Source organism: Sphingomonas sp. S-NIH.Pt3_0716, assembly GCF_003950715.1.
GTDB classification, from domain to species: Bacteria; Pseudomonadota; Alphaproteobacteria; order Sphingomonadales; family Sphingomonadaceae; genus Sphingobium; species Sphingobium yanoikuyae_A.
The window spans coordinates 1-14,367 of record NZ_QLJK01000054.1; the positions used below are offsets into that span (position 1 = coordinate 1).

Here is a 14,367-nt window from a genome sequence, read left to right on the forward strand (position 1 = left end):
TAGTTCCTCCGGAGGCATATCCTGCCCGCGTCTGAACAGTGCCTGTCACTCGACCGGATTGCCGATACGGGTGCCGGTCAGACCCTTCCCAGCGGCATCAACCTCACCTTCTCCTATGTCTCCGAAAGCGCCGCCTCGATCAGCGGCGGGCGCGATCAGGGCGCAGCCTATACCCAGCAATTGCTGGCATCGGCGGTCGTCGACACCGGCAAGGCGTTCGGCCTTTCAGGCGGGAAGATCATCGCGACGATCATCCATCGCAAGGGGCAGGATCTGACCGCCACCCGTATCGGCAATCTGTTCGAGGTGCAGGAACTGTTCGGCGGCGGGCAGGATCTGCGCCCGGCGGAACTGAGCTATGAGCAGCAATTGAACGGCGGCCGGACCGCGCTCAAGATCGGCCTCTACCATACGGGCGACGATTTCGCGACCTTGCCCTCGGGCTGCCAGTTCCAGAATTTCGCCTTCTGCCCGCGCCCGACCACGCTCTTCTACAATAGCGGCTTTTCCGGCTTCCCGATCCCGCGCTGGGGCGTTCGCGCCCGGCAGGACATCGGCCATGGGCTGAGCATCAGCGTCGCCGCCTTCGAAGTGAACAGCATCCGCGCCCAGACCGGCAATGGCTGGCAACTGGCGCCGCGTTTCGACAGTGTCGTCCTGCCGGTCGAACTGGGCTGGAAATCGGGCCAGGGTGCGGAACAGTTGCCCGGCCTGGTCCGGCTCGGCGGCCTCATCGACACGACCGACAAGCCCGACGTCTATGCCGACGCCAATGGCGATTCCTACGCCCTGTCCGGCCTCGCCCCGGCCACCCGGCGCGAACGGTGGAGCGCCTGGGCGATGGCGGAAAAGATGATCGTCCGCTTCGGCCCCGGCGAACGCGGCCTGTCGCTGTTCGGCACCATGACCCTGTCCGATCGGGCAACCGCGCGCGTGCCCCTGTTTCTGAGCGGCGGCTTCGTCGCGCGCGGCCTGTGGGACAATCGGCCTAGGGACAATTTCGGCCTCGGCCTCGTCTATGCCAGGGTCAATCCACGCATCGCCGATCGCCAGCGCGACCAGCAGATGCTGGGACAGGATGTCGATCCGCAGCGCTGGGAAGCGAGCGGCGAAATCTTCTATGGCTGGCAGGCGACCCGCGCCCTGCTGCTGCGCCCCAACCTCCAATATATCCACCGCGTCGGGGCGACGAGCCGCTATCCCGATGCGGTGGTGGCCGGCATGACGATCAAGCTGATCCTCTGACCCTGCTCAATCGACCGGGTTCTCGGCGCGGAACCGGTTCTGTGCGGCCAGCCGGACGCCGGCATTGGGTGCGCCATAGCCCGTATAGCCACGATCGCGCTGGACGAACTCGAAGAAGAACAGCTTGTCGAAAGCGCGGCTGTAGAGTTGCCAGAAGCCATCACCATCGGCATCCTCGTCATAGAGGATGCCCAGCGCCTGCATCCGCTCCACCAGCGCATCGTCAAAACCGAAGCGGGCGGCGATGTCGGCATAATAATTGGCCGGGATGGTCAGCACCGCGGCGCCCTCATCCCGCAATGCCTGCGCCGTCGCGAAGATATCGTCGGTCGCCAGCGCCACATGCTGATAGCCGCCGCCAATCCCCTGGTCGAGGAAGCGGGACGACAGCGTCTCGCGCGCATCCGATGCATTGAGCGTCACGCGGAAGGCGCCGTCGGGCGCCTGCAAGGCCTGGCTATGCACCAGCCCCGACGGATCGATCACATCCTGCGCCGCCTTGGCCTCCAGCCCGAACAGGGCGCGCCAGTAAAGCTGCCAGGACAGGAATTCGTCATTATGGACGACGGCGGCGAGATGGTCGAAGCCATGGGCATGGACCGGCGCATCGGGCGCTGCCTCGATCGCCTGGAACTCGCGTGCCCACAGCCCTTCGACCTCATTATCGTCGATCAGATAGACCAGGCTGCCGCCGACCCCGCGCAGCGCCGGCATCGCCATCCGGCCGGGGCGGCCTTCCGCGCTATAGGCCTTGATCCCCAGCGCCGCCGCGCGCGCCTGCACCGCCGCCTTGTCCCTCACCCGCACGCCGATCGCGCAGATGGACGATCCATGCGCCGCACGATAGGCGCTGGCAAAGCCCTTGGGCTCGGCATTGACGACCAGATTGACGCCGTCCTGACGCCATCGCGTCACCTTCTTCTGGCGATGCTCGCCGGCAAGGCTGAAGCCCAGTGTCATCAGCGTGCGGCCCAGCCGCGCGGAATCGGCGCTGGCGGCGGTGAATTCCACGAACTCGGCGCCCAGCACCGGCTCCGGCGCGGGCATGGTCGACGGGCGCCCCAACTGCCGCAGCGCCGCATCGCGCACATAGTCGAGCGAACGATGCCCGTCCTCCGCCACCAGCGTCGCCGCATTGGAGCGGAACCGGTCGTTGAAGATTTCCAGCGACAGTGGCCCGTCATAGCCGGTGGCCAATATCTCCGCGACGAAGCCGGCGACATCCAGCCCGCCCTGCCCCGGCAGGTTGCGGAAATGGCGGCTCCAGTAGAGCAGGTCCATGTCGAGCAGCGGCGCATCGGCGAGCTGGACGAAGACGATCTTGTCGCCACGGATATCGCGGATGCTGTCGCTCGGAATCTTGCGCGACAGCGAATGGAAACTGTCGAGGATGATGCCGATATGGGGATGGTCGACCTGCTCGACGATCGACCAGACATCGCGATGATCGAACACATGCCGGCCCCAGGCCAGCGCCTCATAGCCCACCAATAGGCCGCGCCTGGCCGCCCGCTCGCCCAGGTCCCGGAAATCGTCGACGATCCGCTCCCGCTCCCCCAGCGACGCGGGCGAGCAGTTGGAGCAGACCAGGATGCGATCGGTACCCAGTTCGCCCATCAGGTCGAACTTGCGCTCGGCCCGGCCGAAGGCGCGCTGGCGCAGCGCGCCCGGCATCCCCTCGAAATCGCGGAAGGGCTGGTAGAGCATGCAGGCAAGGCCCAGATCGTCCAGCATGCGCCGCACGTCCCGCGGCGCCAATTCCGACCCGATCAGGTCATTCTCGAATATCTCGACCCCGGCAAAGCCGGCCGCGGCAGCGGCACGCAATTTCTCTTCAAGCGTGCCGCGCAGCGAGACGGTGGCGATGGCGTTGGACATGGGGGATCTCCTTGGAGTCCCCTTATCCCACAGCCCGGCACCGCCATTTAACCGCTCAAGACCGACTATCCCATAGCATAGAGTTATAGGATGGCCGCCCGGATCAGGACGGGATCAGCCCCTTGCCCGCCAGCCGGCCGCGCTCGGCCGCGACCTGCGCCGCGGTCTGCTTGCCGCCCGCGCGCACCTTGGCGACCTCGGCCGCGGTAAAGGGCGCGGCGGGCTTGGCCGCCTTCTTGAGCGACACCGCATGATTGAGCACATCGGCAATATCCTGGTCGGACATGGTGCCCATGCCCGGCATCAGGCCGGTGATCTTCCTGTCGTCCACGGTGATCGGGCCATAAATGCCATAGAGCAGCACCATGGCGAGATAGCGCCGCCCTTCCGGACTGGTCGCGATCTGCGCGACCCGGCCATTGAGGCGCGGAAACTGGCCCGGCAGGCCCGCGCCCGAGGGCTGATGGCACATGGAGCAGCGGTTGGCGAAGGTCTGCGGACCGGTCGCCTGTGCCGCCCCCGGCAAACCAGCCGCCGCAACCGCCATCAGAGAGAATGTGACGCGCTTGATACCCTGAATCATCGCCTGAAATGTCCCCGCACATATGGACGTTTGCCCCGGAAGCCGCCCCCGACAAGGTGCCGCACCGGATTTCACGCCTCTTCCCAAGATTATGTGGATGCGCAAATACTGGACAGTCTTCAAATATTCGTCAAGCCCGCTGTTGCGAGCGATGCGCAAAGGGTGGCGAACCGGGCCGCGCCGTGGTAGGAGGGCCGCCAAGGCAGATGTGATATGATACTCGCTCCCTCACGGCCCGGCATCTATGCCCGTGGGTCCGAAACGGTGGACCAGATCCTCAAGGCAGCGCTGGACGTGCTGATCGACGAGGGTGCCGATGCCTTCACGCTGCGCCGCATCGCCGCGCGCTGCGACATGAAGGTCGGCAATGTCAGCTATCATTTCCCGCGCAAGGAAATGCTGATCCAGGTGATGCTGGACGAGATGCTGGAATCCTATGACAAGCTGCTGGAGGAGATGGTGCGCAAGCCCGGCCTGACCGCCGAGGAACGGCTCAAGCTGGTCATCATCCTGTGCCTGGAGGATATCCAGACCAAGCGCACCACCCATTTGTTCACCGAACTCTGGGCGCTCGCCAACCAGAGCGAGTTCGTCGCCGACCGGGTGCGCCTGTTCTACAGCAAGGTGCATGAGGTGATCGGCGAATATGTGGCGCAGATCAACCCGGCCCTGACCCCGGACGATGTGCATAGCGTCGCCCTGTTCATCAGCGCATCGATGGAAGGATCGACGCCGTTCCTGGGGCATCAGAAGCCCTGGGCGGCCAAGATGCCGGTCTTTACCGCGCTGGCCGCAATGTCGTTCGTGCATCTTGCCAAGACGGTGACTTCGCGCGATCTTGCAGGGCTGATGACAGAAGCGGCCTGACGCCGCCCCAAGGGGGAGAGATGGTCTGAACGGCAGGGGCGCCACCGGCGCCTGTTCATGCTGTGGGGGCCATCATGACGCAAAGCCGTATATTGCCCGGATGGGCACCGGACCGGACCATCGCCTGCATCGCGGCCGCCGCGCTCGCGCTGCTGCAACCCGGCATCGATCCCATCTTCCTCACCCTGCTGACCGCCGCCACCGGGCTTGATCCGTCCGATCATGGCTGGATCGTCGGCGCGACCCAGGGCGGCATGGCGATCGGCGCGATCCTGGTCTGGCGCGGCGGCGCGCATCTGCCCACCAGCGCGCCGGCGTTCGCCGCGCTGATCGCGCTGGCCGCCAGCCTGATAACGCCGGCGCTCGACGAGCTGGCAACGCTCATCGTCGCGCGCGGCCTGTTCGGCGTCGGCATGGGCGTCGCCTATACCCATGCGATGAGCGCCGCCGCCTCGCAGCGCCCGACCGGCGCCTATGCCGCCGTCTTCCTGGTCCAGTTGCTGCTGTCCACCCTAGTCGCGCTGGCGCTCCCGGCGATCGGCGACAGCGCCGGGCCGGCCGCTGCGCTGCGCCTGCTGGCGCTCGCGCCGATCGGCGTGCTGCTACTCAGCCTGCTGATGCCGGCCGCCGATCCGGCGCAGACGCCCACCGGCGACGCCAATGAACGCGCCCCTACCCCGCCGCGCGCCTGGGCACTGGCCGTCGCCCTGTTCTGCTTCATCGCCGCCACCATGATGATCTGGAGCTTTTCCGGCGCGCTGGCACTGGCCGCCGGCATCGACGACAGCGTGATCGGCGAAGCCGTGGCGATCGGGTCGGTGATCGGCGCGCTAACCGCGATCGCGCTGATGCGCGAACAGAGCATCGTGCCGCTGCCGATGACCGGCCTGCTGTGCGCCTTCTGCCTGCTCGCCCCGCTCGCCCTCACTCGCCCTGGCGCACCGACCCTGTTCATCCTGGCGATCGGCCTGCTCAATATCGGGTCGACCGCCACCATCATCCGCTTTTCCGGCCTTGCCACGGCAGCGGGTGGCGGCAGCCCGCTGTTCCGCCGCTTCGTCGCCTGCGTCCATAGCCTGGGCATGATCGCCGGGCCGGTGGCGGGATCGCTGCTGTCCGACGGGTTGGGGCAACAGGGGTTGGTCGATGGCGCGCTGGTCGCGCTCACCGGCGGCTGTTTCGCGCTGCTGGTCGCTGCCGCACCCGACAGGCTGCGCCTGCCCCGGATCGAGGGCGTTCACGAGATTATCGCTTAAATTTGCTGCGGCGCAAAAATATTTGGCAAGGAGCGCCTCCACCCCCTTGACCAATCCTTGACACTTGTCCAGCCTTCATTCCAGCGGCGAAACGCGGACCAGCTGAGTCCAGCGCCGCCGCACCGATCAAGGGGGATCACACCAGATGTCGAGCGCCGCCGTCAGGGGATTTTTCGCCACCGCCGCCATGGGTTTCGCCCTGTGCGCAGCCATCACCGCCCATGCGGCGCCCGCCGACACCACGGCCGCGCTGGAACCGGAAACATCCGATATCGTGACGATGGAACCGCCCAAGCCCAACTGGTTCTTCGTCGACGGCGGATGGGACATGCCGGGCACCAGCATCTTCGACGGCGACAGCGGCAAGATGGTGGGCATGGTCGAAACCCGGCGTCTCGCCGACATGGCGATCGATCCGGCCGGCCAATATTATTATGTCGCCGAAACCATCTGGTCGAAGGGCGATCGCGGCACGCGGCAGGACATGGTGTCGGTCTATGACACGCGCGAGCTGAAGCTGGTCACCGAAATCACCATTCCCGACCGCATCCTGATCGGATCGCGCAAGAACAACTTCATCATCAGCGACGATGGCAAGACCGGCTTCGTCTATAATCTCAGCCCCGCTTCCTCGGTGAACATCGTCGATCTGGTGAAGCGCAAGTTCGTCGCCAATGTCGAAGTGCCCGGCTGCGCCAGCATGATGCCCAATCCGGGCGTCGGCTTTTCCGCGCTGTGCGCCGACGGGTCGCTCGCCACCGTGAAGCTGACCGGCAGCAAGGCCGACATCACCCATAGCGCGCCCTTCTTCTCGGCCACCGACGATCCGATCTTCGACAATTTCACCTATGACCGGAAGAAGAAGGAAACGACCTTCCTCAGCTACACCGGCCAGATCTGGACCGCGAAGCTTGGCCCGGCGCCGACCATCTCCGCCCCCTTCTCGATCCAGGCCGCCGCCGGTATCCGTCCCGGCGAAACCAAGCCGCTGGAGCTGAACTGGTATCCCGGCGGGCGCCAGCCGATGGCGCTGCACCGCGCCACCGGCCATTTGTTCGTGCTGATGCACATGGGCGAATATTGGTCGCACAAGGCGTCCGGCACGGAAGTGTGGGAGGTCGATCTCGCCACGCAGAAGGTGGTGAAGCGCCGCCCGCTGGAAGAGCCAATGAACAATATCGAGGTCACCCAGTCCGACAAGCCGCTGCTCATCATGGACGGCGAAAAGGGCACAGCCCTCGTCATCGACCTCGCCACCTGGGAGGAAAAGCACAAGATCGAGAAGGCCGGCGGCAGCACCATCACGGTCGCGGACCCGTCCTGACCATGACACTGGGTCTGGCGATCGCCGCGCTGGCGGCTGCCATCGGGATCGGCCTCATCCTGTTGCAGGCGGGCGTATCGAAGCTGCGCCACCGCATCCTGCTGCCCGGCGTGATCGCCAATTACCGGCTGCTGCCGCCGGCGCTGGTCGCGCCCGCCGCGATCCTGCTGCCACTGGCGGAGATCGCCATCGGCGCCACGCTGATCGCCGGTCTTGCCCCGGCGCCGGTGCTGCTCGCCATGCTGCTGCTTAGCCTCTTTGCCGGGGCGATGGCGATCAACATCGCGCGCGGGCGCAGCCATATCGATTGCGGTTGCGGACGTTCCCAACTGCGCCATCCGATCGGCTGGCCGCTGGTGATCCGCAACCTGCTGCTGATCGCGCTGGTCGCGCCGCGCCTGCTGCCTGCCCCGCCGCTGTCCGCGCTGGACATCGCCACCGCGGCCGCTGGCGGCATTTCCCTGTTCCTCGCCTTCCATCTGCTCGGCGCCATTCTGGCGCTGATCGCCACGCCCGCCGCCGCCTACCGGAGATAGACCTATGCTGACGTCGCTCATCATCGCGCAGATCCTGTCCTGGGTCGCAATCTTCGCGCTCGGCATCGCCCTGCTGGCGGTCGCGCGGCAGGTCGGCGTGCTGCACATCCGCGTGGCGCCCGCCGGCGCGCTCGCCACCAGCGGCGGCCCGGCGGTGGGCGACGCCATCGTCAAGATCGATACCCGCACCATCGACGGCGCGCCCGTCACGATCGGCGGCCATGCCCATGGCACGGCGCTGCGCCTCTTGATGTTCGTCTCCGCCCAATGCCCGCTGTGCAAGAATATCATCCCGATGGCCAAGTCCTTCGCGCGGGACGAGCGGGTCGCGCTGACCTTCGTGGGCGACGATGATGTCGCCGCCCAGCGCGTGATGATCGCCCAGCACGGGCTGGAGGCCTATGCCTTCGTCAACGGGCCAGAAGCGGGCCAGGCCTATGGCGTCGCCAAGCTGCCCTTCGCCGTGCTGCTCGATGCCGAGGGCACCATCCTGTCCAAGGGACTGGTCAACAGCCGCGAGCATCTCGAAAGCCTGGTCGTCGCCCATGAAATGGGGATCGCCACGGTGCAGGATTATATCGGTTCGCTCAAAGCCCAGGCGGCCTGATCGCAAGTTCAAAGGGGGTCCGTGACATGAAGAAGTTCGACGCCGACGCCATGGGGGAAAAGCTGCTGCGGCGCCTCGCCGGGGGGACATCGCGCCGCTCGATGCTCTCGCGCCTGGGGGCCGCCCTGGTCGCTGCGCCTGCCTTCCCGCTGCTGCCGGTCAGCCGCGCCGAAGCGGCCAAGCCCGACCGCTCGCCCGAGGCCAAGACCGCCTTTGCCCGCACTGCGCAGAGCAAGGACGAGACCAAGTGCGACTATTGGCGCTATTGCGCGATCGACGGCGCGCTGTGCACCTGCTGCGGCGGCGGCATCCATAGCTGCCCGGCGGGCGCGGAGCCCTCGCCCGTTTCCTGGGTTGGCACCTGCATCAACCCGGACGACGGCAAGGCCTATCTGATCGCCTATCGCGACTGTTGCGGCAAGCCGGCCTGCGGCCAGTGCGGCTGCGACAATACCGACCGTGAGACCCAGCTCTACATGCCCCAGCTCAACAATGACGTGATCTGGTGCTTCGGCACCAGCAGCATGGAATATCATTGTTCGACCGCCGTGCTGGTCGGCGCGGCCAGCTGAGGCCGGCAGAGCATGCGGCATGCGCTGCTGATCGGATCGCTGGCGCTGCTCGGCGCGGTCGGCATCGGCCGCGCCGCCCTGCCGCCGATGGGCCTGTTGCCCAGCGCGATCACTGACCCGGACCTCGCCCGGTCCGACTATGTCGAAAATTGTGGCGGCTGCCACGGGGTGCAGGGCAGCGCCGCGCCTGCGGCCCTGCCCGAACTGCGCGGCCGGGTCGGCTGGTTCCTCTGCACGCCCCAGACCCGCGCCTATCTCATCCGCCTGCCCAATGTCGCGCTCAGCCGGATCAAGGATAATCAGCAACTGGCCGACATGATGAACTTCGTCGTCTTCGGCCTGGGCGGCGGCAGCGTGCCGCAGGGCAGCCCGCCCTTCACCGCCGAGGAAGTCGCCCATGAACGGCGCTTCGCCCTGTCCGCCGCCTCGCTGACCGCCGAACGCGCCCGCCATGTCGAAACCGCGATCCGCAAATGCCATGCGCCCGCCTCGCTCCGGCAGATGTTTCCGTCTGCAGGGCGATAGCGCTGCCACGGGCACCGCTGTCCTACACGCCGCTTTTCTGATCTATCCCTCGCCATGCGACAGATGCTGTTCCCCCTCCCCCAACCCGGCCGCCCGGCGCGTGGCAGGCGCCTATGTGGCGCGCCCCTGTCGCGTCATAGGCGCGCGACAGGGGCAAATGGCCCCAATAGGCCGTTTACACTGTGAACTTCGGCAGACGCGTGCCCGATCGCGGGCGCCGCCATGCTTCAGAATTTCGCCTTCACCCCGGCATACCAGCGACGCGGTGCACCGGCGCCATAGGCCCTCGGATCGCTCGCCCCCGGCGCCTCGTCCAGTTCGATTTCGTCCACCTCGGTAAAGGTGCCGAAGGTCGCATAATGGCGGTCGAACAGGTTGCGGACCTCGCCGAACAGGGTGACGCCGCGGATGATGTCGATGCCGGCGCGGATATTGGCGATCAGATAGCCGGGCACCCTGGCATTCTGGTTCGCCTCGTCACCGACCAAATATTGGCCGGACCGGGCGATCAGGTCGCCACCGAACGACCAGCCCCGTTGGCCGCCCAGTTTGCCGGCATAGTCGAGGCTCAGCGTGGCGCTGTGGCGCGGGATGCCGGGCAGGCGGTCGCCCTTGCCAACGTCGATCGTGCCGTCGTCATTCGCCTCCGGGTTGGCCGGACTGCTCAGTTCCAGCGCGCTGCGATAGGTCGCATCGGTGAAGGCATAGCTCAGGCCCGCGCTGAAACCGCCCCGCGCCGCCTTGACCGACGCTTCGACACCCTGGCGCCGGGTCTTGCCGATATTCTGGAAATAGGCCCGACCACGAATGTCCGAAGCAATATATTGGATATCGTCATGATTGCCGGTGCGATAGGCCGAGACCAGCCAGTCGGCGGTCCAGCCACCAGCCACGAAGCGGCCCGAACCGCCCGCCTCCCAGCTTTTCGCCACCACCTGCTTCAGCGGCGGATCGGCAATGAAGAAATTGGTCAGGCTGCACGGCGCATTCTCGTCGGCACAGGACAGTTCGGCCGGGGTCGGCGCGCGATTGGTCTCGGCATAGCCGGCCCGCAGCGACAGCCCGTCCGAAACCCGATAGTCCAGCTCCGCGCCGGGGTTCAGCCGCTGGAACCGATGCCGCCCGTTCAGCGCCGTGCCGAACTGGTCGACCAGTTCGATCCGCGCATGGTTCCAGCGCAGCCCCAGTTCCGCCGTCAGCCCCGGCGCCAGCGGCAATCGGTCCTGCACGAACACGCCCCAATAATCGGTGTGTGCGACCAGCCCGACCGGCGCAATCGCACCGTCCGGCTGGACGATGATCGATCCCAGCCCCTCGACGCTGCGCTCGTCCGTCATCGCCCCCAGTTCGGTCGATGTGTCGAACCGGGTGCGGCTCGTGTCATAACTCATGCCGATCGCAAAATGATTGATCCCGCCCATCAGCGCCCGATCGTCGATCAACTGCGCCAGCACGCCCATCGCATCGGTCCGAGTCCGCCCCCGGTTGAGCACGCCATAACCCTCGCCACCCAGACTGTCGGCAATGGCATTGCCGTTCGCATCGGTCAGGACGGCCTGAACCTCATCCTCATCATCGCCCCCCACCGTTTCCAGGCAGAGCAGCCCGGCGGCCTCTTCTTCCTCGCACCCCTCGATATCGGCGGCATCGCCATTGACCGTGCGCAAGGTCAGCCGCTGGGCATAGAGCGTCCCTTCGATCCGGGTCGTGTCGGACAGCGCCACCCAGGGGTGCAGGCTGATCCGGCCATAGCTACTGCGGCTATTGTCCGGCCAGGTGAAGACGGCGCGCCGGTCTGCCGCCAGCAGTTCGACCGGCGACACGCCATTGCCGGTCAGGTCGGTCTTTGCCCCGACCAGCTTCATGTGCAGCCCACCCTTCTCCGTATCAAAGCCAAGGTCGGCATAGCCATTATAGAGATGCGACGGGCTATGATCGCGCCAGCCATCGTCATGGCTATATTGGAAGGCGCCGAACGCGCTGAAATTGCCGCGCGTAAAGCCGCCGGCGATGCTCGCCTCGGCATAGCCGAAACGGCCGCCTGTTGCGCTTGCCTCCAGCCCCGCATCGCTGCGCCCGTCCTTCGTCTCCAGCAGGATCGCACCGCCCAGCGCATTGAGGCCATAGACCGGGCTGGCATCGAGCAGGCTCAATTTACGGATCGCCGCCTCGGGGATCAGGTCGAACTGGACGGTATCGCCGAACGGCTGGTTGAAACGAGCGCCATCCATATAGACGGCCAGCCCCTGCGCCTGCCCCTGCAGCGGCGAGGCGACGAAACCGCGATAGACAAGATTGGGCTGCCAGGGATTATTCTGCGCGTCCTGCAGCGTGATGCCGGCAATATTGCGGGTCAGTGCGCCGAGCAGGTCGGGCGTGCCGGTGAGCGAGATATCCCGACTGGAAATGGACAGCGCATCATCGACATCGATCGCCCCGCCCGGCGCCGTGACGATGATCGTCTGTGCCGGGCCAGCATCGGGCTCTTCCGCCCATGCCAGCGCCGGTATCAGCGCCACGCCCGCCAGTCCCGCGCAAAGCCAGCCCTTGCCCCGCATATCCCACTCCCATCTCTGTTTATGGAAAGGACGCTAGGGAGGGCCGGCCATCGCCTCCATTATACCTTGGGTCGCATTTGTCCTTCAAGCCGCGACCCCGGCGCGGCTGCGCACCAGATCCGCGACCACGCTGGGATCGGCCAACGTGCTGACATCGCCCAGCGCCTGGGCCGAAACCTCCCCCTCGGCGATCTTGCGCAAGATGCGGCGCATGATCTTGCCCGATCGTGTCTTGGGCAGGCCCGGCGCGAACTGGATCACATCGGGCGTGGCGATCGGCCCGATCTCGCTGCGCACCCATTGGGTCAGGGCACGGCGCAACTCGTCGCTTGGCTCCTCGCCCACATTCAGCGTGACATAGGCATAGATGCCCTGCCCCTTGATGTCGTGCGGCATGCCGACCACCGCCGCCTCCGCCACGGTCGCATGCAGCACCAGCGCGCTCTCGACCTCGGCCGTGCCCATGCGATGGCCCGACACATTGATGACATCGTCGACCCGGCCGGTGATCCAGTAATAGCCGTCCGCATCCCGCCTAGCGCCGTCGCCGGTGGTATATTTTCCGGGAAAAGTGGTGAAATAGGTCTGAAAGAAGCGCTCATGATCGTTCCAGACGGTGCGCATCTGGCCGGGCCAGGACCGGGCGATCACCAGATTGCCTTCGCTCGCCCCCTCCTGCACCACGCCCTCGCCGTCGACGATCTGCGCCTCGACACCGGGCATGGGGAAGGTCGCACTGCCGGGCTTGAGGTCAGTGGCGCCCGGCATCGGCGCGATCATCGCGCCGCCGGTCTCGGTCTGCCACCAGGTGTCGATGATCGGGCAGCGCCCCTCGCCCGCAACGCCATGATACCAGCGCCAGGCCTCCGGGTTGATCGGCTCGCCCACGCTGCCCAGCAATTGGAGCGACGCGCGGCTGGTATTCGCGACATGATGGTCGCCCTCCTTCATCAGCGCGCGCAGCACGGTCGGCGCCGTGAACAGGGTATGGACCTGATGCCGGTCCACCACTTCCCAGATGCGGCTGGGCGTCGGCCAGCTCGGCAGGCCTTCATACATCAGCGTCGTCGCGCCATTGGCCAGCGGACCATAGACGATATAGCTGTGTCCCGTGACCCAGCCGACATCGGCCGCGCACCACCAGACGTCGCCGGGCCGATAATCGAAGCAGAGCGCATGGGTGAGGCTGGCCCAGAGCAGATAACCGCCGCTCGAATGGACCACGCCCTTGGGCTTGCCAGTGGAACCGGAGGTGTAGAGCAGGAACAGCGGGTCTTCCGCGTTCATCACCTCGGCCGGGCAATCGGGCGCGACACCGGCCATCACCTCGTCATACCAGCTGTCGCGGCCCGGCTGCATCGCCACCGCCCCGCCGGTCGCGCGCACCACCAATACCCGGCGCACGCTGGTGCAATGGTCGAGCGCCAGCGCCGCGTCGACATTGGCCTTGAGCGGCACGCGCTTGCCGCCGCGTCGTCCCTCGTCGGCGGTGACGACGATGCTGGAATCGCAGTCGGTGATGCGGCCTGCCAGCGCCTCGGGCGAAAAGCCGCCGAACACGACGCTGTGGATCGCGCCGATCCGGGCGCAGGCGAGCAGCGCCACCGCCGCCTCCGGGATCATCGGCATATAGATGGTGATGCGGTCGCCCCGGCGCGCGCCGGCGTCCTTTAGCACATTGGCGAAGCGGCAGACCTCGGCATGGAGTTCACGATAGGTCAGGCTGCGCGGAGCGTCCGCCGGATCATCGGGTTCCCAGAGGATCGCGGTGACATCGCCCCACTCGGCCAGATGCCGGTCGAGACAATTGGCCGACACGTTGAGCGTGCCGTCGGCGAACCACTGGATGCCGAAATCCGCTTCGTCGAAACTGCTTTCCGACGCGCGGGTCGGCGGCGTGATCCAGTCCAGCCGCTGCGCCTGCTCCAGCCAATAGGCACTACCGTCATCGAGCGAGCGGAGATAATCGGCGGCGCGCACCGCCTGGTTCATGCGGGCATGGGCCGCCCAGTCAGCAGGTATCGGAAACAGGTCTTCGGACATGATGGCTCCCTTCATTGGCCGAACCGCACGCCGATCCAGAGCGTCCTGGGCGTACCCAGGTCGATCGATCCACCGGCATTGCGGGTGACGATATCCTCGTCGAACAGGTTCTCAGCCCGCGCGACCAGGCTGATGCCATGGCCGATCGGCAGCCGGGCGAGGGCGTCGAGCGTCAGCGCATCGGGCAGCACATCGCTCTGCAGATCATCCTCATATTGCTTGGCCGTGTAGCGCAGCGTCGCCGAAAGCTCCGGCCCGGCCTTGGGCGCCCAGGCCAGCGTCGCGCTGGCGAAATGGCGCGGCACCTGCGCCGGCGCGAAGCCGTCGAATGCCATGCCCGGCGCATCGACCTTGCTGTGGCTGTAGGCATAGG

General features: G+C 66.4%; 12 protein-coding genes and 1 pseudogene. 8 read left to right on the top strand and 5 right to left on the bottom strand.

Annotated features, from left to right (window positions below; genetic code table 11):
• Positions 1-138: 138 nt before the first annotated feature.
• A complete protein-coding gene (locus tag BRX37_RS24835; RefSeq protein ID WP_318276927.1) occupies positions 139-1,245 on the top strand; it encodes a carbohydrate porin in 1,107 nt (368 codons plus the stop codon).
• A 6-nt stretch (positions 1,246-1,251) separates the two neighbouring features.
• Here BRX37_RS24835 and BRX37_RS24840 read toward each other — a convergent pair whose 3' ends face one another.
• Entirely contained in the window at positions 1,252-3,123 is a 1,872-nt protein-coding gene (locus BRX37_RS24840) for a bifunctional sugar phosphate isomerase/epimerase/4-hydroxyphenylpyruvate dioxygenase family protein (protein ID WP_125990090.1), read from the bottom strand.
• A gap of 103 nt (positions 3,124-3,226) precedes the next feature.
• Positions 3,227-3,706, bottom strand: a complete 480-nt coding sequence (locus tag BRX37_RS24845; RefSeq protein ID WP_125990092.1) for a c-type cytochrome — start codon at positions 3,704-3,706, stop codon at positions 3,227-3,229.
• Between the two features lie 213 nt (positions 3,707-3,919).
• On the opposite strand from BRX37_RS24845, the gene BRX37_RS24850 reads away from it, so the two are divergent.
• The 7 genes from BRX37_RS24850 (at position 3,920) to BRX37_RS24880 (ending at position 9,393) form a co-directional block, all read left to right on the top strand.
• The gene (locus tag BRX37_RS24850) at positions 3,920-4,573 is read left to right on the top strand and encodes a TetR/AcrR family transcriptional regulator (RefSeq protein ID WP_125990094.1); all 654 of its coding nucleotides are present in this window, start codon (positions 3,920-3,922) and stop codon (positions 4,571-4,573) included.
• 74 nt (positions 4,574-4,647) lie between these two features.
• On the top strand, positions 4,648-5,829 hold the full coding sequence (locus BRX37_RS24855) for an MFS transporter (RefSeq protein ID WP_125990096.1): 1,182 nt from the start codon (positions 4,648-4,650) through the stop codon (positions 5,827-5,829).
• 145 nt (positions 5,830-5,974) lie between these two features.
• A complete protein-coding gene (locus BRX37_RS24860) occupies positions 5,975-7,153 on the top strand; it encodes an amine dehydrogenase large subunit (RefSeq protein WP_125990098.1) in 1,179 nt (392 codons plus the stop codon).
• A gap of 2 nt (positions 7,154-7,155) precedes the next feature.
• Positions 7,156-7,689: a MauE/DoxX family redox-associated membrane protein gene (locus tag BRX37_RS24865; RefSeq protein ID WP_125990100.1), complete on the top strand. Its 534-nt coding sequence runs from the start codon at positions 7,156-7,158 to the stop codon at positions 7,687-7,689.
• Positions 7,690-7,693: 4 nt separating this feature from the next.
• Positions 7,694-8,296, top strand: a complete 603-nt coding sequence (locus tag BRX37_RS24870; protein ID WP_125990102.1) for a thioredoxin domain-containing protein — start codon at positions 7,694-7,696, stop codon at positions 8,294-8,296.
• A gap of 26 nt (positions 8,297-8,322) precedes the next feature.
• On the top strand, positions 8,323-8,868 hold the full coding sequence (locus tag BRX37_RS24875; RefSeq protein ID WP_017498892.1) for a methylamine dehydrogenase light chain: 546 nt from the start codon (positions 8,323-8,325) through the stop codon (positions 8,866-8,868).
• Positions 8,869-8,880: 12 nt separating this feature from the next.
• Complete coding sequence (locus BRX37_RS24880; protein WP_122928262.1) at positions 8,881-9,393, top strand: c-type cytochrome; 513 nt, start codon at positions 8,881-8,883, stop codon at positions 9,391-9,393.
• Positions 9,394-9,620: 227 nt separating this feature from the next.
• On the opposite strand, the gene BRX37_RS24885 is transcribed toward BRX37_RS24880, so the two are convergent.
• The 3 genes and pseudogenes from BRX37_RS24885 to BRX37_RS24895 all read right to left on the bottom strand — a co-directional run.
• The gene (locus tag BRX37_RS24885; RefSeq protein ID WP_125990104.1) at positions 9,621-11,951 is read right to left on the bottom strand and encodes a TonB-dependent receptor; all 2,331 of its coding nucleotides are present in this window, start codon (positions 11,949-11,951) and stop codon (positions 9,621-9,623) included.
• Positions 11,952-12,035: 84 nt separating this feature from the next.
• Positions 12,036-13,994 carry an acetate--CoA ligase gene (acs, locus tag BRX37_RS24890; RefSeq protein ID WP_125990107.1) on the bottom strand — a complete coding sequence of 653 codons (1,959 nt, stop codon included), beginning with the start codon at positions 13,992-13,994 and terminating at the stop codon, positions 12,036-12,038.
• 11 nt (positions 13,995-14,005) lie between these two features.
• Positions 14,006-14,367: pseudogene (locus BRX37_RS24895) on the bottom strand (TonB-dependent receptor); the annotation flags it as partial.